At 32.1% G+C, this 22,364-nt stretch carries 24 protein-coding genes and 2 pseudogenes; 16 read left to right on the forward strand and 10 right to left on the reverse strand.

Annotated features, from left to right (window positions below):
* Positions 1–26: 26 nt before the first annotated feature.
* Positions 27–788: an arginase family protein gene (locus ACQVV1_RS01085; RefSeq protein WP_431168463.1), complete on the reverse strand. Its 762-nt coding sequence runs from the start codon at positions 786–788 to the stop codon at positions 27–29.
* 275 nt (positions 789–1,063) lie between these two features.
* Here ACQVV1_RS01085 and ACQVV1_RS01090 point away from each other — a divergent pair, with 275 nt between their 5' ends.
* From ACQVV1_RS01090 to ACQVV1_RS01110, 5 genes are all read left to right on the forward strand, one after another.
* Positions 1,064–1,837, forward strand: a complete 774-nt coding sequence (locus ACQVV1_RS01090) for a Cof-type HAD-IIB family hydrolase (RefSeq protein WP_060630818.1) — start codon at positions 1,064–1,066, stop codon at positions 1,835–1,837.
* Positions 1,838–1,936: 99 nt separating this feature from the next.
* Positions 1,937–2,542, forward strand: a complete 606-nt coding sequence (locus ACQVV1_RS01095) for a PRK06770 family protein (RefSeq protein ID WP_431168464.1) — start codon at positions 1,937–1,939, stop codon at positions 2,540–2,542.
* Positions 2,543–2,665: 123 nt separating this feature from the next.
* A complete protein-coding gene (locus tag ACQVV1_RS01100; protein WP_431168465.1) occupies positions 2,666–3,082 on the forward strand; it encodes a MarR family winged helix-turn-helix transcriptional regulator in 417 nt (138 codons plus the stop codon).
* A gap of 140 nt (positions 3,083–3,222) precedes the next feature.
* Complete coding sequence (locus ACQVV1_RS01105) at positions 3,223–4,419, forward strand: MFS transporter (protein WP_431168466.1); 1,197 nt, start codon at positions 3,223–3,225, stop codon at positions 4,417–4,419.
* Between the two features lie 114 nt (positions 4,420–4,533).
* Entirely contained in the window at positions 4,534–4,662 is a 129-nt protein-coding gene (locus ACQVV1_RS01110) for a hypothetical protein (RefSeq protein WP_277930125.1), read from the forward strand.
* Positions 4,663–5,141: 479 nt separating this feature from the next.
* Here the strand turns inward: ACQVV1_RS01110 and ACQVV1_RS01115 are convergent.
* Positions 5,142–5,258 (reverse strand): annotated as a pseudogene (locus ACQVV1_RS01115) (glycosyltransferase family 2 protein); the annotation flags it as partial.
* Positions 5,259–5,460: 202 nt separating this feature from the next.
* Positions 5,461–5,745, reverse strand: coding sequence for a DUF4183 domain-containing protein (locus tag ACQVV1_RS01120; protein WP_001123247.1), 285 nt, complete (start codon positions 5,743–5,745; stop codon positions 5,461–5,463).
* Between the two features lie 195 nt (positions 5,746–5,940).
* Here ACQVV1_RS01120 and ACQVV1_RS01125 point away from each other — a divergent pair, with 195 nt between their 5' ends.
* Positions 5,941–6,102, forward strand: a complete 162-nt coding sequence (locus ACQVV1_RS01125) for a hypothetical protein (RefSeq protein WP_252209271.1) — start codon at positions 5,941–5,943, stop codon at positions 6,100–6,102.
* 111 nt (positions 6,103–6,213) lie between these two features.
* Here ACQVV1_RS01125 and ACQVV1_RS01130 read toward each other — a convergent pair whose 3' ends face one another.
* Positions 6,214–6,351, reverse strand: coding sequence for a DUF3956 domain-containing protein (locus tag ACQVV1_RS01130; protein WP_000376554.1), 138 nt, complete (start codon positions 6,349–6,351; stop codon positions 6,214–6,216).
* Between the two features lie 433 nt (positions 6,352–6,784).
* Between ACQVV1_RS01130 and ACQVV1_RS01135 the strand changes: the two are divergent.
* Positions 6,785–7,054, forward strand: a pseudogene (locus ACQVV1_RS01135) (phage terminase small subunit-related protein); the annotation flags it as partial.
* Positions 7,055–7,894: 840 nt separating this feature from the next.
* On the opposite strand, the gene ACQVV1_RS01140 reads toward ACQVV1_RS01135, so the two are convergent.
* Both ACQVV1_RS01140 and ACQVV1_RS01145 read right to left on the reverse strand, forming a co-directional pair.
* Complete coding sequence (locus tag ACQVV1_RS01140; protein ID WP_098555288.1) at positions 7,895–8,245, reverse strand: hypothetical protein; 351 nt, start codon at positions 8,243–8,245, stop codon at positions 7,895–7,897.
* 421 nt (positions 8,246–8,666) lie between these two features.
* Positions 8,667–9,539 carry a LysR family transcriptional regulator gene (locus ACQVV1_RS01145; protein ID WP_309260162.1) on the reverse strand — a complete coding sequence of 291 codons (873 nt, stop codon included), beginning with the start codon at positions 9,537–9,539 and terminating at the stop codon, positions 8,667–8,669.
* Between the two features lie 129 nt (positions 9,540–9,668).
* Here ACQVV1_RS01145 and ACQVV1_RS01150 point away from each other — a divergent pair, with 129 nt between their 5' ends.
* From ACQVV1_RS01150 to ACQVV1_RS01160, 3 genes are all read left to right on the forward strand, one after another.
* Positions 9,669–10,712: an aspartate-semialdehyde dehydrogenase gene (locus tag ACQVV1_RS01150; protein WP_431168467.1), complete on the forward strand. Its 1,044-nt coding sequence runs from the start codon at positions 9,669–9,671 to the stop codon at positions 10,710–10,712.
* 169 nt (positions 10,713–10,881) lie between these two features.
* A complete protein-coding gene (locus ACQVV1_RS01155; protein WP_431168468.1) occupies positions 10,882–12,006 on the forward strand; it encodes a C45 family autoproteolytic acyltransferase/hydrolase in 1,125 nt (374 codons plus the stop codon).
* 52 nt (positions 12,007–12,058) lie between these two features.
* Positions 12,059–12,322 carry a hypothetical protein gene (locus tag ACQVV1_RS01160; protein WP_063225040.1) on the forward strand — a complete coding sequence of 88 codons (264 nt, stop codon included), beginning with the start codon at positions 12,059–12,061 and terminating at the stop codon, positions 12,320–12,322.
* A 91-nt stretch (positions 12,323–12,413) separates the two neighbouring features.
* On the opposite strand, the gene ACQVV1_RS01165 is transcribed toward ACQVV1_RS01160, so the two are convergent.
* Complete coding sequence (locus tag ACQVV1_RS01165) at positions 12,414–13,316, reverse strand: LysR family transcriptional regulator (RefSeq protein ID WP_063225041.1); 903 nt, start codon at positions 13,314–13,316, stop codon at positions 12,414–12,416.
* A 158-nt stretch (positions 13,317–13,474) separates the two neighbouring features.
* Between ACQVV1_RS01165 and ACQVV1_RS01170 the strand changes: the two genes are divergently transcribed.
* The 5 genes from ACQVV1_RS01170 (at position 13,475) to ACQVV1_RS01190 (ending at position 19,698) form a co-directional block, all read left to right on the forward strand.
* Positions 13,475–14,161 carry an MOSC domain-containing protein gene (locus ACQVV1_RS01170; protein ID WP_431168469.1) on the forward strand — a complete coding sequence of 229 codons (687 nt, stop codon included), beginning with the start codon at positions 13,475–13,477 and terminating at the stop codon, positions 14,159–14,161.
* 260 nt (positions 14,162–14,421) lie between these two features.
* Positions 14,422–15,303 carry a GNAT family N-acetyltransferase gene (locus ACQVV1_RS01175; RefSeq protein WP_242253176.1) on the forward strand — a complete coding sequence of 294 codons (882 nt, stop codon included), beginning with the start codon at positions 14,422–14,424 and terminating at the stop codon, positions 15,301–15,303.
* Between the two features lie 33 nt (positions 15,304–15,336).
* Complete coding sequence (locus ACQVV1_RS01180; protein WP_063225044.1) at positions 15,337–15,933, forward strand: DUF1349 domain-containing protein; 597 nt, start codon at positions 15,337–15,339, stop codon at positions 15,931–15,933.
* 221 nt (positions 15,934–16,154) lie between these two features.
* Entirely contained in the window at positions 16,155–17,909 is a 1,755-nt protein-coding gene (locus tag ACQVV1_RS01185; RefSeq protein WP_242253177.1) for an ABC transporter ATP-binding protein, read from the forward strand.
* Complete coding sequence (locus tag ACQVV1_RS01190) at positions 17,902–19,698, forward strand: ABC transporter ATP-binding protein (RefSeq protein WP_431168470.1); 1,797 nt, start codon at positions 17,902–17,904, stop codon at positions 19,696–19,698. Before ACQVV1_RS01185 ends, ACQVV1_RS01190 begins: the two co-directional genes overlap by 8 nt.
* 401 nt (positions 19,699–20,099) lie before the next feature.
* On the opposite strand, the gene ACQVV1_RS01195 is transcribed toward ACQVV1_RS01190, so the two are convergent.
* Both ACQVV1_RS01195 and ACQVV1_RS01200 read right to left on the reverse strand, forming a co-directional pair.
* Positions 20,100–20,873: a sulfotransferase family 2 domain-containing protein gene (locus tag ACQVV1_RS01195; protein ID WP_431168471.1), complete on the reverse strand. Its 774-nt coding sequence runs from the start codon at positions 20,871–20,873 to the stop codon at positions 20,100–20,102.
* Between the two features lie 445 nt (positions 20,874–21,318).
* The gene (locus tag ACQVV1_RS01200) at positions 21,319–21,483 is read right to left on the reverse strand and encodes a hypothetical protein (RefSeq protein ID WP_000140898.1); all 165 of its coding nucleotides are present in this window, start codon (positions 21,481–21,483) and stop codon (positions 21,319–21,321) included.
* A gap of 117 nt (positions 21,484–21,600) precedes the next feature.
* Between ACQVV1_RS01200 and ACQVV1_RS01205 the strand changes: the two genes are divergently transcribed.
* A complete protein-coding gene (locus ACQVV1_RS01205; protein ID WP_242253182.1) occupies positions 21,601–21,855 on the forward strand; it encodes a hypothetical protein in 255 nt (84 codons plus the stop codon).
* Between the two features lie 213 nt (positions 21,856–22,068).
* Here the strand turns inward: ACQVV1_RS01205 and ACQVV1_RS01210 are convergent, their stop codons facing one another.
* On the reverse strand, positions 22,069–22,329 hold the full coding sequence (locus ACQVV1_RS01210; protein WP_063225049.1) for a hypothetical protein: 261 nt from the start codon (positions 22,327–22,329) through the stop codon (positions 22,069–22,071).
* Positions 22,330–22,364: the final 35 nt, after the last annotated feature.

The following is a 22,364-nucleotide window of genomic DNA, read 5'->3' on the forward strand; positions in this document are numbered from 1 at the left end:
TGCCTTATATGGCATTCGTTGTTTTTTTATGTATTATATATTGATTTTAAAATTTGTAAGTTTGCTTGTTCATTTTTCTGAATAGCATTTTTATATTTAGGTAAGAAGAGTTGAGAAGGATAAACTGGGAGTTCACCGCAAATATCAATACCATAGACAGATTTATTCATAATAAGAGAATGAATAAATTGTAAAAGTCTAGATAGTTTCATATGCCCTTGATCCCAATTTGTAATAGTAAATTTTGGATCTAAAACATCTTTATCAATGCTTACATATATTGTTTCTGTATGAATATGTGAAAGTATTGTATGTATGGATACTTCATGTGATATATGAATCGGAAAAACTTCTATGTATGAACAATCATTAGAATGAATTGTTAGAGAAGAAGGTCCGATAATAATTACTTTTTTTAACTTATCATTATTTTGAAGAGAAAATGATACCCATGATCCACAGGAAATAAGAGACTGTTCATTCACTTCCTTTAAGTTCGTATCAGTATGATGATCAAATAGTATAAGGGTAAAAGGCTTGTCTATTTCTTCTAGTAATAAATAAGATACATAATGATAATTCCCAGAACCAATAAAAGTAATTCCTTTTTTCTTTCTACGGTTTAATGCCCTTTTTATATGCATTAAAGAAGTGCTTTCGCAATATAGGTTTGAGTGTTCTAAAAGGGTAAAATCAATATCTTCATGTGAATAAGAATGTAGTTTATTTTGTAATAAATACGTATCACCAAAGTTTAAAAAAGTTAAACCGCTATACAATAAACTCATATTTATTCATCTCCTTTAAATATAAGGCTATCATTTATTTTTATAAAATTAAAATGAAATACTTTGAGTGGAATTAGTAGTTGGAAAAAATGATTATTTTAACAGAATAATCTTTCAATTTACAGAGAAAAGAAATACAATATAAGGAAATATATATATGATTTAGGGAATTGAGACGAAAGTAGGTATAGATTAACTACCTGTAAAAACTCAGTTGATTTAACAACTAATCAATACTTAGAGTTATTATTTGTGAAAGGAGAATAAATGTAAGTATGAAAAAAATTATTATTTCAGATCTTGATGGGACTTTATTAAGAAGTGATAAAACAATTTCAGAGAAATCTATTAATATTTTAAGGGAATGTAAAAATAATGGATACGAACTGATTTTTGCTACAGCAAGACCTCCAAGAGCTATAAAACAGTATATTCCCAGCGTGTTAAAGAGTGAAATTATTATTTGTTATAACGGGGCTCTAGTTCTTAAAGGTAATGATATTTTATATGAAATGAAGATTTCTAAAAATAACATTTTAGAAATTATAGAAATAGCAAAAAAGTACAACCTTCATCAGATTTGTCTTGAAATAGGTGATAAGTTGTATTCAAATTTTGATGTTACTGATTATTTTGGCAATGTACCATGTGAAATTATGGATGTAAGAGATTTAGACTTTGAAGAAGCTTCAAAAGTAATTATTTGTACTAAGGGCTCAATAAACGAGGAATTCATTAAAGAATTGCCTGATGAATGCAAGGCAGTCATTACAGATGACGGAACTTTGTGTCAAATTATGCATGCAGAAGTTTCAAAATGGAATAGTATTCAATATGTTCTACAGCACTTAAATCGAGACGTATCTGAAGTAATTGCCTTTGGAGATGACTACAATGATATGGAAATGATAGAGAAGTGCGGGATTGGTATAGCAATGAGTAATGCAGTTGAGGAATTAAAGTCAGTTGCTAAATTTATTGCTAAAAGTAACGATGAAGATGGAGTTGCTGCATTTCTAGAAAGTAAAAGTTATGTTTATGTTAATTAGTATGAAAAATAAATTGCAGTAAGCGCCAATAAAGAGATGCTACATCTGTTTTTTATAAATAGATATTATGAATGGGATATACGGGAGGAAACAAGCAAGATGAAAACATTATTTAAAATAATAGGTATTTTAGCTGGTATGGCAGTAATTGGCGTAGGTGTAACGTATGGTATGCTGTATTATTTGAATAATAGTAAACCAGCTGCTAAAAAGGCATCACCAGCTGCTCCGGCAGTAGAAGTACTAGCTGATAGTAATATAAAAGCTGAAGATGCAAAGCTTTTAGAAAATGGCAATCATTCATTACCGAATAGTGGATTTAATAAAAATTTTAAATGGACAGATGAGAACATACAGACAGCATTACATGAAATGGCACATCAAAAAACGAAAGCTGATCAAAAGTGGGGCTATATTTTTATTACACAAGAACGTATTGAAAGTTTACTTGATATTGTAAAGAGCAATGATCTTGTACAAGGAAATACATATGCAGACATTTTAGAGAGATGGAAACAAGGAAAATATGTAAAGATTGATTCGGATCACAATAAGATTTGGAAATTACAAAGCGGGAATTTAGTCGAAGGAAAAGGGGTAATGTCAGAAGCGGAACAAAAAGAGTTAATTAATCAAGTGTTTATGCAAAAAGGTACATATTCGGGTAGTCAATTAATTGCAGGTGGGGGACAGACTAATAAATAAGAGATATATTGATTTTGAAACACCTTTGTTGTCATAATTACAAAGGTGTTTTTTTGTTGACACAAGAAATAAATGGGAATATGATTCATATATGAAATAAATTAGAGGGGCTTAAATATACATATGAATAACAGAGAGCTTTACGGTAATATCCGTGATGTTTATCATTTACTACAAAAAAATCTAGATAAGGCAATTGAACAGTATGATATAAGTTACGTACAATTTGGAGTAATTCAAGTACTCGCAAAATCTGGGAAAGTATCCATGTCAAAGTTAATTGAAAACATGGGATGTGTTCCAAGTAATATGACGACAATGATTCAAAGGATGAAGCGTGATGGTTACGTTATGACAGAGAAAAACCCAAATGATCAACGTGAAACGCTCGTTTATTTAACTAAAAAAGGTGAAGAAACAAAAAAGCAAGTAGATGTGCAATATAGTGATTTTTTAAAAGAGAATTGTGGTTGTTTTACGAAAGAAGAAGAAGAACATTTAGATGCTTTATTATTAAAGTGGAAGAAGCATTTGAATTAAATATAATAAAAATGTAACAATCTGTTACATTTTTATTTATATAAATACTTCATATGTGAAATAATATCAAGTACAGTAAAAAAAGAGAAAGGGATAATAACAAATGATTATTTCATATGTGAAATAAAGGGGAGTTATATATGGAGTTAAAGCCGATGATACGTATTTTGGCTATTGTAGCTTTTTTTGTTGGGTTAGATTCATTATTAGTAGCACCTTTATTACCAGTTATTACAGAAACAATCAGTATCCCTGATGGGAGTGGAGGGTTATTAATTACAATTTATGCACTTTGTTATGGAATAACTGCACCTTTATTCGGAACAATGTCTGATAGAGTTGGAAGGAAACGTATGATTATAATAGGGTTTGTTGTTTTCTCTATTTCTACATTTTGTACTGGATTAGCGAAGGATTTTGAAATTCTTTTATTATTTCGTGGTCTAACAGGTTTATCTGGTGCGATGATTATGCCAAGTATTTTTGCATTAGTAGGAGATAAAGTTACATATGAGTCAAGAGGGAAAGCGATGGGGACGATTATGGGAGCAATGGTAGGTTCGACAGTCATTGGAGTACCTATAGGCGCATTTTTATCTGAAGTAGGGAATTGGCAATGGACATTTTATAGTATAGGACTATTAACTTTATTTCTTACATTACTAGTTAATTACATATTAGAAGATGAAAAACCACGAAATGAGGTGCATGTTTCTATAACGAAAACGGTAGGTGCATCATTGAAAATGGCTTTAGTAAATATATCAGTTTTATTCGCATTATTAGCGACGTTTCTATGGACAATTGGATTACACGGAATGTTTTCATACATAGGTGTTTATTATGGGAATAATTTTGGACTTTCCGTTGGTGAAATAGGTATTGTGATCTTTCTGGCGGGAACGGGTAGTGTAGTTGGAAATATTCTGGGTGGAAAGTTAGCTGATAAAATAGGAAAGAGGAATGTTATATCCATTGCCAGTATTGTAGCCTCAATTAGTGTAATGGTATTCTCGTTTTCTATAGAAAATCTAGTAATTGCAATTACTATACATATAATTTGGAGTTTATTTATTGGGTTTGGCCAAGCATCATTAACGGCACTAATTTCAGAATTAAAACCAGCTGTACGGGGGACTGTAATGGCATTAAATAGCTCTGCCATGTATATTGGAATGACTATTGCTTCTGGTGTAGCGTCACTTGCTGTAAGTAATGGCTTTCCGTTTTTTTCTTTAGGAATAATATGTGCAATTGCTAGTTTACTTGTCCTTCCAATCGTATTTGTTCTAGTTAAAGAAAAAGCACCATCTAATAAAAAAAAGATGACTATATAACACCTTTGGGAGAAATAGTGCGAATGACAGTAAGTTTAACAAGTGCTTTACGTTACATTTATATATTTTAAGTTTTTTATAAATGCTTGAATTAATGTATAGGGGAATTACGTTATGTTCTGGTTAGGAAGCATTATAGGATTTGTATTAGGTTCGTTTGTTACTTGTGTACTACTTTACTTTGGTTTTAGAGCTGAAGAAAACAAGAAAACAAGAAAGAAAATATACAAAGAAGAATGTTAGATGAATCGGTTAGGAAGGAAATGGAGTAACTGAAAGAAATGAAAAATGATGAAAAAAGCTTATTAAAATGAAAAAGCCCTAGGATAAGGGGGTCTAGGGCTTCAAGTCATGGTATATCTCACACGACATTATAAAAAGAAAAGAACGTACTGAAGATAACACATGAATGTTTCATAAATGTATCAAAAAAGTGAACAAAATAGTTATTTGAAAATAAATAACCGCAAAAACGTCAGGCAATCAATTAAGTTGCCTGCTACGTTCTTGCATGGTAAAGGATAGACAGAGAGAAATAAAGAAAAAGGTTTTTAAATGAAATTCATAAAAGCTTGATAGGCGCTACCGAGGGAAAATACCATAGCTACTGCATGGGAAGTCCATTTAGGCATATTTAATTTTAATATGGTGTTGTATAAGATTCCATATACGATACAAATGATTAATACAAATGCAAATAATCTATATATTTCTACTTAACAATTAGTAGATCCTCGATTAATAAGGATACCGTGATTAAATAGTTTTGTGTAGTGCATTAACCACCAAGGGAGTAGATACTCTTCATTATAAAAATGCGGAATTACAGTTGTATTAATAAAAACACTTTCTTATAAAAGTAGATAAAATATTTTTGTTCTATTTATAAGCACCATATAAGTGCTCTTTTTGAGAGTGAGTATAAATACTAATTATTCTATACTAGTATATGCACTGCATTATGTAGTTGCTACTAAAATTAATTTCAGTTTTTAAAATTAGAGGTTTCTTTTAATGAAACCTCTAAAAAGATAACTACATTTATGTTATTGTAAATTCGATTGCGATAGGAGTTCCTCCATCTAGGACAGCTCCTCCTACAATAGTAGCAGCTGTAGTAGTCACACCAGTAATAGTATCACCTGTTTGAATAACGCCATTAATATAAAGCGTTAAAAAAGCATAAGAAGCAGGGAATGTTGTTACAGCACCAGTGTCATCAGTGAAATCTGTGTTAGCAAAAGTTAAATCTGCTCCAGCAGCAGTCCCTGTAGCAGCTGTACTTACAAATCGTCTTCCAGCTATAAAAGGCTTAACGATAGGCATTTATGTTCACCTCTTTTTGAGAATAAACTCAGACAAGTTTTTTTGAAAGTCTTGTCCTGTATTTTATTCTATGTTGTGCTTCTTTTAAAAGATACGGCTTGTATACTAGTAAAAAAGTATAATTCTTATGTGTTTGATTTCTTAATGTGGTCATCACTAGTATTAGACAACGTAATTAAAATAACATGTGTTTGTGTGGGGATAGCAATTATCTACGCTACTTTAAAACCGAGAAAAACAGAAACAAAGACAACTAATTATAGTGTGACTGTTAATGTTCCTAATTTAAGTAAAGAAGAAACAGAACAACTCGCTAAAAATGTAGTAGATAATATGAAGAAGGGATTAAATAAATAGTAATTATTTTAGGCGCTGCCATGAACTTGGTTAGCATTTTTTGTTGTTAAGGAAAGATAACGGGAAAATAAAAAAGAGAGCTAATGCTCTCTTTTTTTAGTGGCACGGTAATTAATCGCAGATTGGTATTCCAAGCACTCTTAAAGCTAATGCTACTTGAAGAGAAATCTCTAATCTAGCAATTTCGATACCAGCTACTGAAAGAACTAAAAAAGGTTGTCCGTTTACAAACACAACGCAACTATCCATGGTTACGCCCCCTTTCTAACAATCTACTATAATATACGAATTAAACGTTAATATGTAATAGTTGAACTGATGGATTTAATAGAATTAATAGATTAACCTAACCCATTTAAACCAAACAAAAGAACTCAACGAATGGAAAAAGCAAGAATCAAATGATTCCTGCTAGATGGAGATATAAGGTGGATAATCCGATAGTGCTAATAAACTCTGGTGAAATGTAAAAATCTGATTTAAATCCGTTTGGTGTCTTGATTTTTAGTTTCATGATTTCTCTCCTTTAAATTTAGTTTTTACATTGCTATATACAAACTAAAAGGAAATTGGTAACAAATAAACGAGAAATATTTTTAAAATAAGATGCATTTAGTGATTAGCGTAAGAAATGAACTCATGGAAATATAAAATTCGACGTGAGGTGGCAGGTGAAATGTAGATGGCGAGACAGCGTAGTCCAGACCGTGATAAAGCATTTGAAATATACAAAGCAAGCAATGGTGAGAAGGCACTTGTTGAGATTGCAAAGGAATTAAACCTGAAGCCATCTCAAATTAGAAAGTGGAAATCGCAAGCTAAATGGGATGAACAATTAAAAGGTAACGTTACTATTGCGAAAAGGAGCATTACTAATGTTAAAAATCCTGAGACAAAAGCCAAGTTAAAAAAGATGCTAGATGATGAAGAGCTGACGGAACAAGATCACATGCTGAAGATATTAATATACTTGGTAAACATGCGACAAGTAGATGGACAGGTACAGGAATTCTTATGGAAGCTACAACACCAATGTCTTACAATGATAACGTAAAATGCAACAACATTACAATTACAAACATGAAGAAGGGAATCCATTTACAAGTAGATCCAAAAATAACAAAAGAAGCTGATATGGCTTGGGTAAATGCGAACTTCTTCCATCAAATTACGTTTATGAACTTTGAGTACGGTTTGTATTTAGATTGTTATCCGAACTACGTAATGTGGGTCTACCGGTTGATACGGGTCTTGCGGAAAAAATCCCTTTACGCTAAACAACTGCCGAGGTGGAATTGTAAATGTTACCGGTCCAATAAACGGATTTACGCCTTCAGGCTCACAATAGATATATCCTCCGTTACCATCCCCATTGCGTACTTCATCATCTGAACCGCCGTTATCATCGTTAATTAACTCCCCACAAAGATACCCATATGAAGGATATACATTGCCCTCACAAGTATCTTGATAATTTTGTACCGCTATAGTTACAGTTGGCGGTTCGTCTGTTTGATTAAGTGCAGAAACTTGGATGAAATCAGTGTCAGCATTACGGAATAAAGGGCCGGATGTCTACGCTTGGTAGCGAGGTTCGCAATGACAATCACAGTCGCATTTTTTCCGCATTCCGTAGCTTCTAGATATCGTTTTACTGCTTGTATTTTGTCTTTCGAAGAAAATTTAACCATGAAAAATGCACCTCCAATTGTTAATTATGTGTCTAACAATTGGGGTGCACTTCATTTAGAGACAGTCTTTTTAATTACCATAATCTGGCGTTTGTTAGTCCCTAAGATATATTCTTTGCCTTTAAGCTGGCACTGAAAAACTTAACAATGTTTCTTTTTACAATGACAACAAATAAAGAAACATTTACAACGACACTTATTTCGATTAAACTTCCAATCATTATCACAATGGTGTTTATCTTTAGATTTCCACCAATCGTCATCACAATTGTGCTTATCTTTAGATTTCCACCAATTGTCATCGCAATTGTGCTTATCTTTAGATTTCCACCAATCGTCATCACAATTGTGCTTATCTTTAGATTTCCACCAATCGTCATCACAATGATGCTTATCTTTAGATTTCCACCAATCATCGCAACAATGATTTTTCTTAGAACTCCAGCAATCATTATTCCAGGACATTCTTTTATACCTCCCTTCCATTAGGGTTCATATTATTCTATGTTTTAGTAAAAAGAATGCTTGTTTATTAACCTATTATTATATTTTTATATAATAGAGAGCTTTCTACTAGATATAGAATTCATACAAACTATGCTAATTTTTAAGAGGTATATGATGTTTTTGTGAGAGCGTATGTATTGGAGGGAATCTAAAAAAGTGCTAACAAGTTTGCAAACGAACTTGCTAACACCTATTCGAAATAGACATAAATTATCGCTGATATGTCGACTTTGAAAATAGTTTTAATTAATGAAATCACACTTATACGAAAAACTCATAAAAACAGCCTTTATATAAGTAGTATTAAAGAAAATGTGGGTTGATATTCTTCAAAGGATTTCAACTCATGTTTTCTTTCATATTATTTTATACTTTCATCACTTTTAATAGTGAAAGAAACGACTGTACTACAGGTGAAATCCATCTAGATTTATGATAGATTACATGGCTTTGAATAACTGTTGGAGTTTCGATAGGCTGAAAACTGAGTTGCTCTTTTTGACAACTTTCTTGTACAACGATGTAAGGAAGAATTGAAATTCCTAACTCACACATAACGGATTGTTTAATGACTTCAACGTTGGAAGTTTCAAATGTTTTAGCTGGAATATTCCCGCTTTGACGTAAAAAATGATCCACCATTGGTCTATAGCCGCAGCTTTGTTCGGTAAAAATAAACTGAGTATCCTTTAATAAACAAAACGGATTAGATTGTGTAGAATAATGGGGCGGTAAAATCCATCCAAATGTTTCATTACTAAATGTACGCGTAATAAAATCATTATGTTCAATACTTTCTCCAATTATGAAGACAACATCTGTTTCTCCTTCACGTAATTTTTGTAATGCTTGTTCATTTGTGCTTGTTTCAAGTATGATATTTACTTTCGGATTTTTCTGTTTGTAGGTACGTAATAATTGTGGTAAACGATATACTGCTAATGATTCGTTAGATGTAATACTCAATGTACCTTCTAAATGATCGGTATTTTGAGGGATTTCTTGCGCTTTTTCATAAATAGCAAGTAATTCTAAAGCATAAGGATGAAATTGATGACCTGCTTTTGTAAGAAGTACTTTTTTCCCTAACCGATCGAAAAGGGGAATATGTAAATCATTCTCTAATACTTTCATATGCGCTGTAACAGTAGATTGCGCATAACCTAATGCATGAGCAGCTTTAGAAAAACTACCGTGCTTCACAATCGCACAAAATGTTTTAACATGTCTCATTTCCATAAGCAATCCCTCTTTTATTATCATGATTTGTGAATGATTATATCACGTATTTCAATTTTCCAAATGATTAAATTCTTTATAAAATAAAATTGTAGAAATATTTATTCAAGTGATATTGGAGGAAAAAAGATGATCAAAAAGGGCTATCATGTAGCTGTAGTTGGGGCTACAGGTGCAGTAGGACAGAAAATTATTGAACTTTTAGAGAAAGAAACTAAATTTAATATAGTTGAAGTTACGTTGCTTTCATCACAACGATCCGCTGGTAAGGTAGTACAATTTAAAGGGCGAGAGATAATAATACAAGAGGCAAAAACAACTAGCTTTGAAGGTGTAGATATTGCCTTTTTTAGCGCTGGGGGAGAAGTTTCTAGGCAATTTGTAAATCAAGCTGTATCTAGTGGTGCAATCGTAATTGATAATACAAGTGAATACCGAATGGCACATGATGTACCGCTCGTTGTTCCGGAAGTAAATGCACACACATTAAAGGAGCATAAAGGTATTATAGCAGTTCCGAATTGTTCAGCATTACAGATGGTAACAGCACTTCAGCCAATACGAAAAGCATTCGGATTGGAACGAATTATTGTTTCCACATATCAAGCTGTGTCAGGTTCAGGAATTCATGCGATTCATGAACTAAAACAGCAGGCTAAGTCAATACTTGCAGGTGAAGAGGTTAAGAGTACTATATTACCAGTGAAGAAAGATAAAAAGCATTATCCAATTGCGTTTAATGTACTACCTCAAGTAGATATATTTACAGATAATGATTTCACATTTGAAGAAGTAAAAATGATGCAAGAAACGAAGAAAATTTTAGAAGATCCCAATTTGAAAATGGCAGCTACTTGTGTGCGTGTTCCAGTCGTATCAGGACATTCAGAATCGGTTTATATTGAACTTGACAAAGAAGCAACTGTTGCAGAAATAAGAGAAGTGTTGCTGGATGCACCAGGTGTTATACTGCAGGATAACACTAGTGAACAGCTGTATCCAATGCCATTATATGCAGAAGGGAAAATAGATACATTTGTCGGTAGAATTAGAAAAGATCCTGATACACCAAACGGATTTCATCTTTGGATCGTTTCCGATAACTTATTAAAAGGTGCAGCGTGGAACTCAGTTCAAATTGTAGAAACGATGGTGGCAGAGGGAATCATTTAGTATAAGGAAAAACTAGGAAACTGTAATCATTAACAGTTTCCTAGTTTTTATTTTATAATTTTCTGCTTTATCCCAGCCACATTTGATTTGAAAGACAGTAAAAAACATCAAGAATGAATAAAGTATATTTGGTACGATATGGATAAATTCAATAAGAGGGGGTAATTAGGTGTATCAAGTAAAGGGTTATTTTTCATCGTTAAAAGGAAGTCATTATGAAATCGGTAAGCAACAAGGGGAATTTGCGAAACGACATCCTTATCTCATTCCACAATTTATACAGAAAGAAAACTTAATATCGCATCACCATTGGACAGAATCTAAGAATATACTACATAAATATTGTCCAGGAATAAATGAAGAGATTGAAGGGTTTTGTGAAGTGTTAAAAATTCCATCTGAAAATATGTTGTATTATTATCAAACACTATTAAAAGCAGGTTGTAGCCATTGTGCTATTTTACCTAAAAAGACAGATTTAAAGCATACTTATGTATTAAGAAACTATGATTTGTCACCAGTAATAGATGATATGCGCTTTTGTTCGACGCATGTTGAAGGTGCATATGCACATAGTGGCTTTTCCACTCAATATTTTGGTCGAACGGAAGGAGTTAACGAGCATGGATTATCTGTTACATTTTCAGCATGTGGCCAACCGGTAGGAAATATTGCGGGTTTGAGAAAGCCAGCGGTAAGTGGTTTACAATGTTTTGCAGTAATTCGAGTGTTATTGGAGAAATGCAAAAATGTGCAGGAGGCTAAGGCACTAATAGAAGAAATGCCGATTGCTAGTAATATTAATCTAATAGTAGCGGATCCTTTAGATGCAGCACGTATTGAAATATTTGACGGGTATAAATCAATAACAACGATTGATGATGACAGTCAATCTTTTATCGTATCAACAAACCATGCAGTTAGTTCAGCTATTAAAAAATTAAATAATAGGAGATTAGAACAATCTACAAAGAGATATTCCACTTTACACGAACTTTTAAATCAAAATGAAAAATTGAGCATGGGTTCTTTAAAAGGAATAGTAGAATTAGAATATCCTGCAGGTCTGACAGTGCATAATTATGAAGAGTGGTTTGGAACTTTACATTCTGTATTATCCGATTTACATGATCGCACAATGAATATTTGTTTCGGATCTCCAATTTTAAATAACTGGTATTCATTGAAAGTTGGAGGAAGTCTTCCTTTTTCTGAGGTGAATGTGAACTTTGAAAATAAAACTTATACTGATTTTTGGAGAGAAGAGAATAATGAATTGATTCCAAAGGGATAAATGGGATAAGATGGTAGTACCGAAGGGGTTATGTATACTGGAGGGATTACCGATGCTGAAAATTTTGTTAACGATTGTTCTTATCATTTTTCTAGCCATTTCCATGTATATTGCATATCAAAAAAGAAAAAAAGCGGACATAAAAGGATTAAAAAGTGCATTAACTTCAATTTGTTTCTTTGCACTTGCAATCTTTAATTTGTTTGCATATTGGTTTCATTTAGATGGTATTTTTACAGTGCTATTTTCAATTGTATTATTGTTAGTTGGGGCTTATTTTACAAAATATATTCCAATTTCCAAAAAGGTACACTGAAATTTATAGGTAATAATTTATTTCATTATGAAAAGAGATTATTCTACTAGGTCGTTATGAAACGACTTCATAGGATAATCTCTTTTTTTATTTAATTTTGTAAAGAATGTACGGTTAGTTTCAATTGCTTAATGAATTCTCGAGTTGCAGCACACATATATTTATCTTTTCTATAAATAAGCCCTATTTCTATTGTCGGAGTAGGATTTCTTAATTTTACAGTTTGAATGTTTTTGTTTTGTAAAAAGTCTATATATGGTTTTGGTAACACTGTAATTCCCATTCCTTTTGAAATCATTTGGATTAAAGATTCCATTGTACTAATTTCTAAAATTGGTTTTGGTTTAAAGTTGAATTTTTGACAATGAGATGTAATTAATTCGGTTAAAAAGAAATTTATAGGTAATAGAATTAAAGGGTAGTTCTGTAATTCAGCAATAGATACATGATCATGTTCAGCTAATGGATGACCGGTTGGTACGACTAATGTAAGTTCACTTTTGTATAGAGGGGTAGAAATAATCTCTTTATCTTGTACCGGGAGAAATGTAATGCCAATATCTAGTTCGTTTTGTAATAATTTTTCACGAATATCTCCTGTGCGAAGCCCTAATACAGAAAGTTCTATATTGGGATATAAATTATTAAAATTTATAATAGCTGGTGGTAGTAAGTAATTCACGACGGTTAACAATGATCCAATTGTTAAGGAACCTTGCTGTAATCCGTTTAAATCTTGAATAGCAGAACGAGCTTGTTCGACTTCATGAAAAATGGTTTTACTATGTAATAATAAAATCCTTCCAGCGTCAGTTAAAGATATTTTTTTACCAATACGATCGAAAAGTGGCATTCCTACGTCATGTTCTAAAGCACGAATTTGCTGACTTAGTGAAGGCTGTGAAATATTTAATTTCTCAGCTGCTTTTGTGAAATGCAATTCTTTTGAAACAGCTAAAAAATATTCAAGTTGTCGTAATTCGATTTGGATCACCTCAAGGATAATGATAGGTTTTACCTATCATTATTATATAAATAATTGGATTGAACAATGATTTTTTAGGTTTTATAATCATCTTTATATAACAGAGATAGTTGTGAAAATAAATCGAGAGAGTAAATTCATGTAACATCTTTAAAGGAGGAAATAGAATGACAAATGAATATCAAATATTATCTTTAAATATAGGATTACCAAAAGAGGTTCCGTACGGTGGAAAGGTAATTCATACAGGTATTAATAAAAAAGAAGTAAAGGAACCAGTATTTTTATCCTTTGTAAAATTTAATGGAGATGGGCAAGCGGACTTAGTCCATCATGGAGGAGTAGATAAAGCAGTTTGTGTTTATACTGGTGACCACTATCCATACTGGGAAAAAGAGTTGAATCAAGAACTTATATATGGAGCATTCGGAGAAAATATAACAATAAGCGGTATGTGTGAAGAGGATGTTTGTATTGGTGATACATTTCAAATGGGAGAAGCAATTGTACAAGTAACGCAGCCAAGACAACCTTGTTTTAAATTAGCTAAGAAATACAATATTCCAAAGTTACCAATATATTTTCAAGAAACAGGATATACAGGGTTTTATTTTCGCGTATTAAAAGAAGGTTGGGTATCACCTGTTGATACTTTAAAGCTACTAAAGTCTAATCCACATGGTGTTACAGTAGCATTTGCTAATCGTATCATGCATAAAGAAAAACAAAATATGGAAGGGCTAAAAAGGATCTTAGAAGTAAATGAGCTTTCTAATAGTTGGAGAAATACATTTGAAAAGAGAATGAGAGGAGAAGAAATTAATATGAAGGAAAGGCTAGAAGGAAAAAAATAATAAAAAATATTATTTATAAATGGTGCATTTCTATTAGTAAAAACGAATTAGAAAGCACTATTTTCATACAATAAACTTATTAATATCCAAAAATCCTAATATTGTTTTATTCGACTTATTTTAGAATAGTCGAAACATAAAATTAATTAGACTCTTTTTTTATATTTTGTGATAGTATATTGATTGGTAAGACCTATTACTTTAAGAGCAGGTTATATAACTACATCTAATTTGATGGAATTAACATATGGAGGGACAACATGGGGAATGTTGAAAATTTTGAAAAACTTCTATTAGAAGAACCGAAAAGAGAGCAGTTATTTCCTTTATTTGAAGAAGTGTTTGGGATTACAATTCAAACATTGAAGGATTTTTCAGAGAGAGGATATTGGGATGATACATATAAAGCTTTATCATTTTTACAGGAAGATAAAGCTATTGCAAATGTTGCAGCATTTTCACTACCATTGATAATCAATGGTGAAAGAATAAATGCAGCGGGCATTCAATCTGTAATGACACATCCTAATTTTCGTAGACAAGGACTAATGACTGAATTAATGAGGGAAATGATTGAAGAAATTGATAAACAATGTGAATGTTCATTATTGTTTACGGAAAAACCTGAACTATATACATCATTTGGATTTAAAGTTGTACAGGAATATTTGATGACTATACCATACGATAAAAATAATAATAATTCTTTACTTAGAAAGCTAGATTATTATATTGAAGAGGATAGACAGTTGATACATGAAACTATTGAAAGTAGCCAAAGACTTTCAAATAATTTTTCAACATTAAACTTCCATCCTTCGTTTTATTTGAATATGTATGACTCGGAATGGAATGAGAAATTGTATTATTCAGAGAAACTAGATGCTCTAATTGTGTATGAAGTAGATAATGAAAAGTTGAAATTATATGGAGTGTTTGCACCAGTACTTCCAGTTTTAGATGAAATATGCGGGGAAATTTCTGAAAGATTTACAGAAATTGAATTTTACTTCTCTCCAGATCAATTAGGAATTGAAGATGTACAGTTTACCGAATTACAGTCTAGTAAGTATTTAATGGTTCGAAGTGATAGAGAGTTGGATTTGAAAGGTTATAAATTCCCAGTATTAGTAGAATTTTAAATGTGCATATAGATGCTTTATTATGGAGGAACTATGAAAATATCACATATACCAGAACATATTGAGCAACTTACTATAATGAATGTACCTGAATATTATAAGCTTAATGACAATCATGTGTTTATTGTCCGCTCGAAACCCGAAACAGATTTTTGGCTTAAAACACATTATGGTTTTGAAGTAATGAATGGTCATGTATTTTATACTGAGATGATGACAGACTTTCAAGCTGAAGTTCAATTGCGTATGAATCCAAATTCAAAATTCGATCAAGCAGGTCTTTTTGTTATGATTTCGGAAAAGTGTTGGTTGAAAACTTCATTAGAATATATTCCAGATGGTCCATCTCATTTAGGAGCTGTCGTAACGAATAATGGATATTCCGATTGGTCAACACAAGACTTTCCAACAGAATCAGCTACCCAACAACTTCGTTTTCGAATTGTTCGTAAACGTGGTGATTATACAATATATGTGAAAAAGATCCATCAATGGGAACAAATAAGAATCGCTCATTTGATGGAGGATATAGGAAATGAGCCTGTTAAAATAGGTTTTTACATGTGTAGTCCTTCTAAAAACAATGGATTTGAGACTGAGTTTTTAGATTTTACAACTGAAAAAATATAGATAAAAAACCGTATTCTTTTCATTAAGAATGCGGTTTTTGTATTTATATAATACAAAGCACATTTATTGACCGAAAAGTCATTAATGCTTATCATTTAATAATGTTAAATATTAATTTGCATAATATAATAGAAGTAATAAAAAAATCATAAATTATATGGCTTAAGTAAGGAGGATAAGAATTATTAATTGGTAATTTCATAGGAAAAAGGAGATTATGTATGAAATCATTTCGTGAGTTATTACAGTATTTAAAACCATACATGTTCTTCGCTATTATTGGACCGCTATTTATGGTACTTGAGGTTGCGATGGACTTAATTCAACCGACTATTATGCAACATATTATTGATGTTGGGATAGCAAATCGGGATATGAATTATGTAATAAAAATGGGGCTTCTAATGATAGGAGCAGCAGCACTCGGTCTAGTTGGAGGACTTGGGTGCATGATGTATTCTACAAAAGCAGCTGTAAATTTCGCTACAGACATACGAAAAGATGTATTTGCGAAAATCGAAACATTTTCTAGTGAAAATCGTGATTCATTTGGAACTGGGAAATTATTAACGATTGTGACAAATGATGTTACTTCTATTCAATCGGCGATGACGATGACATTACGTGTTCTTGTTCGTGGTCCTTTGTTGTTTATCGGAAGTATCATAATTGTTTTTGTAACAGCGCGTGAGTTATTTCCAATATTACTTGTAGTTGTTCCAATTTTATTACTTGCGATTATATTTATTGCAAGTAAAGCAAGCGGGACATTCAAAAAAGTGCAAGAAGCATTAGATAAAGTGAATACAAAGTTACAAGAAAATTTATCTGGTGTCCGTGTTATTAAAGCGTATGTAAGACAAAAATATGAAATCACTCAGTTTGGAAAAGTGAATACAAATTTAACGAAGATAAATATTCGGGCGGTTCAGCTTATTTCCTTAATGATGCCAATTATAATGTTGGTTGTAAGCGGGGGGATTGTCGCAACATTATGGATTGGTGGAGAAAAAGTATTTAACGGTACTCTTCAAGTAGGAGCTATATTAGCGTTTATAAACTATTTGAATATTATTTTAATGTCACTTATGTCTATAAGTATGGTATTTATGCAAATCGCGCGAGCATTTCCGTCTGCGGATCGTGTACAGCAAATTTTAAATACTGAGGTTGATATTATGAGCGAAACAAATGCGCTTGTACCTAAGCAAATCGAGGGACATATTGACTTTAAAAACGTTAGTTATAGTTATACGAAAAATAATGAATATGTTTTAAAAGATATTTCATTTCGCATATGTAAAGGTGAAAAAGTAGGGATTATCGGTTCTACTGGAAGTGGTAAATCTACTTTAGCAAAACTATTACCGCGCTTATACGATGTTGATCAAGGTGAAATATGTATTGATGGAATAAATGTTAAGGCATACGATTTACAAAAATTGCGTGGTTCAATAGGTTTTGTACCTCAAAAGGCATTGTTGTTTTCAGGTAGTATAAAAGAGAACTTACGTTATGGTAAAGAAGATGCAACAAGTGACGAACTGGAAGTAGCGGCTTCATCAGCTTGTGCGACTGAGTTTATTAACAAGCTGGAAGATTCTTATCAATATCATTTAACACAAGGTGCGACAAATTTATCAGGTGGACAAAAACAGCGTGTATCAATTGCAAGGGCGCTTGTGAGAAAGCCATCTATTCTTGTATTAGATGATTCTACATCAGCAGTTGATGCCAAATCAGAAACTAACATTCAATCATCATTAAGAACAGAATATAAAGGAACAACAACATTATTAATTGCCTCTAAAATCTCATCAATAATTGATGCTGATAAAATTCTCGTTTTAGATAACGGTGAATTAGTTGGTGATGGTACACATGAAGAACTGTTAAAACAATGTGAGGTATATCAAGAAATTTATCTTTCCCAAGGTGGCAATTTACAAAAAGAAGGTGGGAAAGAACATGCGTAATTTTCAAGGGCAATTTGCTAATAAAGGTGGACGTAACGCGCCTAAGATGGGGAAAGCTAATAATACGAAAGGAACTGTAATGCGAGTATGGAACTATATGGGGTATCAAAAGGCTGCTCTTACGTTCGTTATATTTTTAGTATTTATTACGACATTACTTGGGTTATTAGGTCCTTACTTAATGGGAGTAATTATAGATCAATATATTGTACCTAAAGATTTAAATGGTACAGCAAGAATGTGCATGTTACTTATCGCAATTTACGGTATTACAGTGTTTTTAACTTGGTTACAAACATTTGTAATGGTTAACGTTGCATTAAAAACCATACAAAAAATACGACAAGATATTTTTGAGAAAATCCAAACGCTTTCTTTACGGTTCTTTGATGTACGTTCTCAAGGAGATTTAATGAGTCGTGTGACCAATGATATAGATAATTTGAATCAAGCGTTGACACAAAGTGTTGTACAAATTATTTCATCAGCATTAACCTTTATAGGTGTAACGATTGCGATGTTCGCATTAGATTGGATTTTAGCAATTGTTACTTTAATTACAGTACCTATTATGTTTTTTGTTACGAAAAAACTAGTTGCTTATAGTGGTAAAAACTTTGCAAAGCGTCAAAAAGATTTAGGAGAATTAAATGGTTTTATTGAGGAAGCTATAACAGGAGCGGATGTTACAACGTTATACGGGAAAGAAAAAGAAACCGTACAAAATTTCAATAAGATTAATGAACAACTAAGAGTTTCAGCTACGAAGGCGGATACATTTTCAGCTTTTATTTTTCCGAGTATGAACTTTATAAACAACTTAGGTATGGGACTTGTAATTGGTACTGGATCAGTAATGGTTTTAAATGGAATGACTACAGTAGGTGTCATTGCGGCTTTTATTAATTATTCTCGTCAATTCTCAAGACCGCTCAGTCAATTCGCAACATTAATGAATACGATTCAAGCGGCAGTTGCTGGTGGAGAACGAGTCTTTGAAATTATGGATGAAGTACCGGAGATTCAAAATAAAAAAGATGCATCCGTTGTACAAAATTTACAAGGGCATGTTGCACTCGAAAATGTTTCATTTGGTTATGAGGAAAATAAGGCGATTTTAAAAGAAGTGAGTCTTAAGGCGAAGCCAGGGGAGACAATTGCTTTAGTTGGTCCAACTGGATCGGGCAAAACAACAATCATTAATTTGCTGACGCGCTTTTACGATATTCAGCAAGGGCAAATTCATATCGATGGAAAAAATATTAAAGATTATGATATTAATTCGTTGCGAAGTAAAATAGGAGTAGTTTTACAAGATACGTATTTATTTGCTGGGACGATTATGGATAATATCCGTTATGGTCGATTAAATGCTAGTGATGAAGAAGTAATTAATGCAGCAAAGGCAGCATCTGCACATTCTTTCATAAAGCATTTACCTTATCAATATGAAACAAAAATTGCTTCAGAAGGATCGAATTTAAGTCAAGGACAGAAACAACTTCTTGCGATTGCGAGGGCAATTTTAGCAGATGCAGATATATTAATTCTTGACGAAGCCACATCTAATATTGATACGAGAACAGAATTACAAATTCAAGAAGGACTAAACAATTTAATGAGAGGTCGAACAAGTTTTGTAATCGCTCATCGACTGAAAACGATTGAAAAAGCAGATCAAATTCTTGTTATAAAAGATGGAAGTATTATGGAAAGAGGGAATCATGAATCTCTTATGAAAGATAGAGGATGTTACTTTGATTTGTATACGAGTCAGTTTAAAATTTAATAAAAACATTGATGTGATGCGGTTTCTCTAGGAAGGGGGAACCGCATTTTTATATTTTCAAACATTACTATCCAAATAGTTGTTCACTAAATGTTTTAACTGCGTCTTCTTGCATCCCAGGTCCCAGGTAAAATATGCGAATAGCAATTTAATGTTATGAAAACGTCTTTATGACCTAACTATTCACTTGCAATATTTGGATATATACTTTGATTCAAAAGTAGTGTTGCATGTGTATGACGTAAATCAGGAAAATGAATTTTCAAAATTCGGATTTTATTGGGAAAAGACACTGCTTCCAGTGTCTCAACTTACTACGAGAGTTTTATGTGGAAACTTAAATAGGCGAATTTAAGTTTCCACATAATATATGAAACTGCAATTAGAAAATCACTTATTTTTTAAAGGGTTAATGGGTATTTGTACGTGTTGAAATCTTTATTAAAAATATCTTGTACTAATTGGATAGTTTCATGATCATAAAAACTATCGTATGTTGGGAGGCGTGGAAATAAAGGATCGGTAATATCAGCATCTGCAAAATTACCTCTAAAAATCGCCCTGTCCTTCTGATGATGCCATGATTTGGTTAGTATGTGTAAAGGAGAAGTTTTTAATTGATATGTTTGTTCTAGACGTACAATTTCGGTAGAGAAATTTTCAAGGTAGATATACTTTGTAACAAACTCCTCCTCACCTGGTTCATATTGCTGCATTAAATGTGGATCTACTTGTTGTAAATCTATCATTTGCGTTTTTAAGTAGTAGAGAAAGATTTTAAATGAAATAGGTTTCTTACAAAATTCATTACCATAATAAAAATTCCGAATAGGATCCCATGCTGGGTTTTCTATGTAAGGGGGGGCGATTAGTGAAAAGAATGAACTTACAGCTCTTGTATAGGGGTTTCTCACTAATTTGTAGGTATCTTTTCCATTTGTATATAAAGCCGCAGCTAGTTCAATAAAGTAGTCCGAGGAGTTTTTGTATATTTCATTTTCATAATGATGGATGAAGGAATCGTATTTTATGGCTTGTTTAAATAAATTTATTTGATAAAAAAACCAATGTGCAAGAGAAGTACAGCCACTTTTTTGACTCCAAAATAAAATCAAAGGGAAGTTAGAATTAAAGTGGGGAACGCGTCCGTATTTAATAATATTTGCAAAAGGCATAATTAGCCTCCATTCAGTTATGTCAATTATTTTTAGTATATGAATAAAGAACTTGGCATATGAACAAAAGAAGAGAAGTAGAATAGATAATTTAAAACAATATAATTTTGAAATGAAGGCGTTATTTTAATAAAAAAGCAGTTGGCTTTTGCTAACTGCTTTAGTAACTGAGAGTTCTCTTTAAGTAATGTAGATAAAAAAACTAGCCATAAAAATATAGCTCTTATCAAAATTAGAGAATCAACTAAAATCAAAAATTGTTTTTTCAGTGGTTTTCGAAATTCCTTTATTAATTTAAAAACGGCACTACTTCTGAATCAGATGTATAACAAAAGAACAGCTAGCAAAAGCTAGCTGCTCGGTTTTCCAAAGAGAAAATCTAATGTTACTTACATTATTGACGCAATATTGAGTTTTGTTCAAGGGAGGGTACTAATTAAGTAGGTTACATGAGAAGTCCAATTAACATCCAGGCTGCCCCGATCAGAATTAAAGTTTCGAAGGTAATCCAAAACTTTCTTTTTTCTGGTTTTTGAAATTCTTTAATTACAGAAAATATGGCACTTATTCCTACAAGAGTGAAAAGAGCGATTCGGATTGTTTCAGTCATTTGTATCACCACCTAATATTTCAATAGTTTAATTATATAATAATTACTGTTTTATGGAAAATTAATAAAGTAATTCATTTATAAGTAAGTAGATTGAACGGAGGAGAGCCGTATCACATGAATCAATTTTCATTTTTTGGAGACATCGATGATAATCAGATGTGTAGACTTGTGGTGAAGGAGCTGAAAAACTATAAAGCATTGTGCGTCCGGATGAAGAATCAAGAAGAACAGGAAAAGAGGAGAAAAAAGAAAGAGAAAGAACAGGAAGAGCAGAAAAATCGGCGAAAAGAGAGTGTTTATAAGCTAGTACGTTTATACCTTGAAATACTGGTTAAGCAAGGGGGAATAAAGGAAATAAAGGGAAGGTGAAGAAGCGTAGAAAGCGATTAGGCGTTTGAAATTTATAAGGAACATAATGCTGAAATAACTAATCGTAAATGTAAGGATAAAACGGTGATTTGTATACTAGTCATTTTTAAAATTTAATAAAGTGCGGTTTCTCTAGAAAGGAGAAACCGCACTTTTATATTTATAAAGATAATTAGAAATATAGAGTTGAAATTTTTTTAGATACACGAATTGTTAGCAAATACTAGCAACTTCAGTGCCAGACGGAAAAAATAATTTACGAGGTATTGTAATAATCTCAAGAGCCATCTGGGCTGAATGGAGAAGTATTGGAGTTAACTCTAAAGCGTGTGTTAATAATAATATAAAACTTGTTAGGATTGCAAAGCTTCCCCAAAAGAAACTTTTTGAAGTGTTACGGAAATCTTTTATTAAGGAAAAGAAAGAAAAAAATGCTGTAACAACGAGAATTAAAAATTTATACTTATCAGCCATTAAACCCCTCCTAAAGAACAATAACTTATATTATA

Source organism: Bacillus basilensis, from assembly GCF_050630465.1.
GTDB lineage: Bacteria > Bacillota > Bacilli > Bacillales > Bacillaceae_G > Bacillus_A > Bacillus_A basilensis.

What these genes read in the sequence shown, in the direction of transcription:
- ACQVV1_RS01090 (WP_060630818.1), top strand. Translation starts at nt 1,064, where the DNA reads ATGAAAAAAATTATTATTTCAGATCTTGATGGGACTTTATTAAGAAGT.
- ACQVV1_RS01130 (WP_000376554.1), bottom strand. Translation starts at nt 6,351, where the DNA reads ATGGATAGTTGCGTTGTGTTTGTAAACGGACAACCTTTTTTAGTTCTT.
- ACQVV1_RS01205 (WP_242253182.1), top strand. Translation starts at nt 21,601, where the DNA reads ATGAATCAATTTTCATTTTTTGGAGACATCGATGATAATCAGATGTGT.
- ACQVV1_RS01120 (WP_001123247.1), bottom strand. Translation starts at nt 5,745, where the DNA reads ATGCCTATCGTTAAGCCTTTTATAGCTGGAAGACGATTTGTAAGTACA.
- ACQVV1_RS01195 (WP_431168471.1), bottom strand. Translation starts at nt 20,873, where the DNA reads ATGCCTTTTGCAAATATTATTAAATACGGACGCGTTCCCCACTTTAAT.
- ACQVV1_RS01175 (WP_242253176.1), top strand. Translation starts at nt 14,422, where the DNA reads ATGGGGAATGTTGAAAATTTTGAAAAACTTCTATTAGAAGAACCGAAA.
- ACQVV1_RS01210 (WP_063225049.1), bottom strand. Translation starts at nt 22,329, where the DNA reads ATGGCTGATAAGTATAAATTTTTAATTCTCGTTGTTACAGCATTTTTT.
- ACQVV1_RS01100 (WP_431168465.1), top strand. Translation starts at nt 2,666, where the DNA reads ATGAATAACAGAGAGCTTTACGGTAATATCCGTGATGTTTATCATTTA.
- ACQVV1_RS01185 (WP_242253177.1), top strand. Translation starts at nt 16,155, where the DNA reads ATGAAATCATTTCGTGAGTTATTACAGTATTTAAAACCATACATGTTC.
- ACQVV1_RS01140 (WP_098555288.1), bottom strand. Translation starts at nt 8,245, where the DNA reads ATGATTGCTGGAGTTCTAAGAAAAATCATTGTTGCGATGATTGGTGGA.
- ACQVV1_RS01085 (WP_431168463.1), bottom strand. Translation starts at nt 788, where the DNA reads ATGAGTTTATTGTATAGCGGTTTAACTTTTTTAAACTTTGGTGATACG.
- ACQVV1_RS01145 (WP_309260162.1), bottom strand. Translation starts at nt 9,539, where the DNA reads ATGGAAATGAGACATGTTAAAACATTTTGTGCGATTGTGAAGCACGGT.
- ACQVV1_RS01150 (WP_431168467.1), top strand. Translation starts at nt 9,669, where the DNA reads ATGATCAAAAAGGGCTATCATGTAGCTGTAGTTGGGGCTACAGGTGCA.
- ACQVV1_RS01110 (WP_277930125.1), top strand. Translation starts at nt 4,534, where the DNA reads ATGTTCTGGTTAGGAAGCATTATAGGATTTGTATTAGGTTCGTTTGTT.
- ACQVV1_RS01190 (WP_431168470.1), top strand. Translation starts at nt 17,902, where the DNA reads ATGCGTAATTTTCAAGGGCAATTTGCTAATAAAGGTGGACGTAACGCG.
- ACQVV1_RS01200 (WP_000140898.1), bottom strand. Translation starts at nt 21,483, where the DNA reads ATGACTGAAACAATCCGAATCGCTCTTTTCACTCTTGTAGGAATAAGT.
- ACQVV1_RS01170 (WP_431168469.1), top strand. Translation starts at nt 13,475, where the DNA reads ATGACAAATGAATATCAAATATTATCTTTAAATATAGGATTACCAAAA.
- ACQVV1_RS01105 (WP_431168466.1), top strand. Translation starts at nt 3,223, where the DNA reads ATGGAGTTAAAGCCGATGATACGTATTTTGGCTATTGTAGCTTTTTTT.
- ACQVV1_RS01095 (WP_431168464.1), top strand. Translation starts at nt 1,937, where the DNA reads ATGAAAACATTATTTAAAATAATAGGTATTTTAGCTGGTATGGCAGTA.
- ACQVV1_RS01160 (WP_063225040.1), top strand. Translation starts at nt 12,059, where the DNA reads ATGCTGAAAATTTTGTTAACGATTGTTCTTATCATTTTTCTAGCCATT.
- ACQVV1_RS01180 (WP_063225044.1), top strand. Translation starts at nt 15,337, where the DNA reads ATGAAAATATCACATATACCAGAACATATTGAGCAACTTACTATAATG.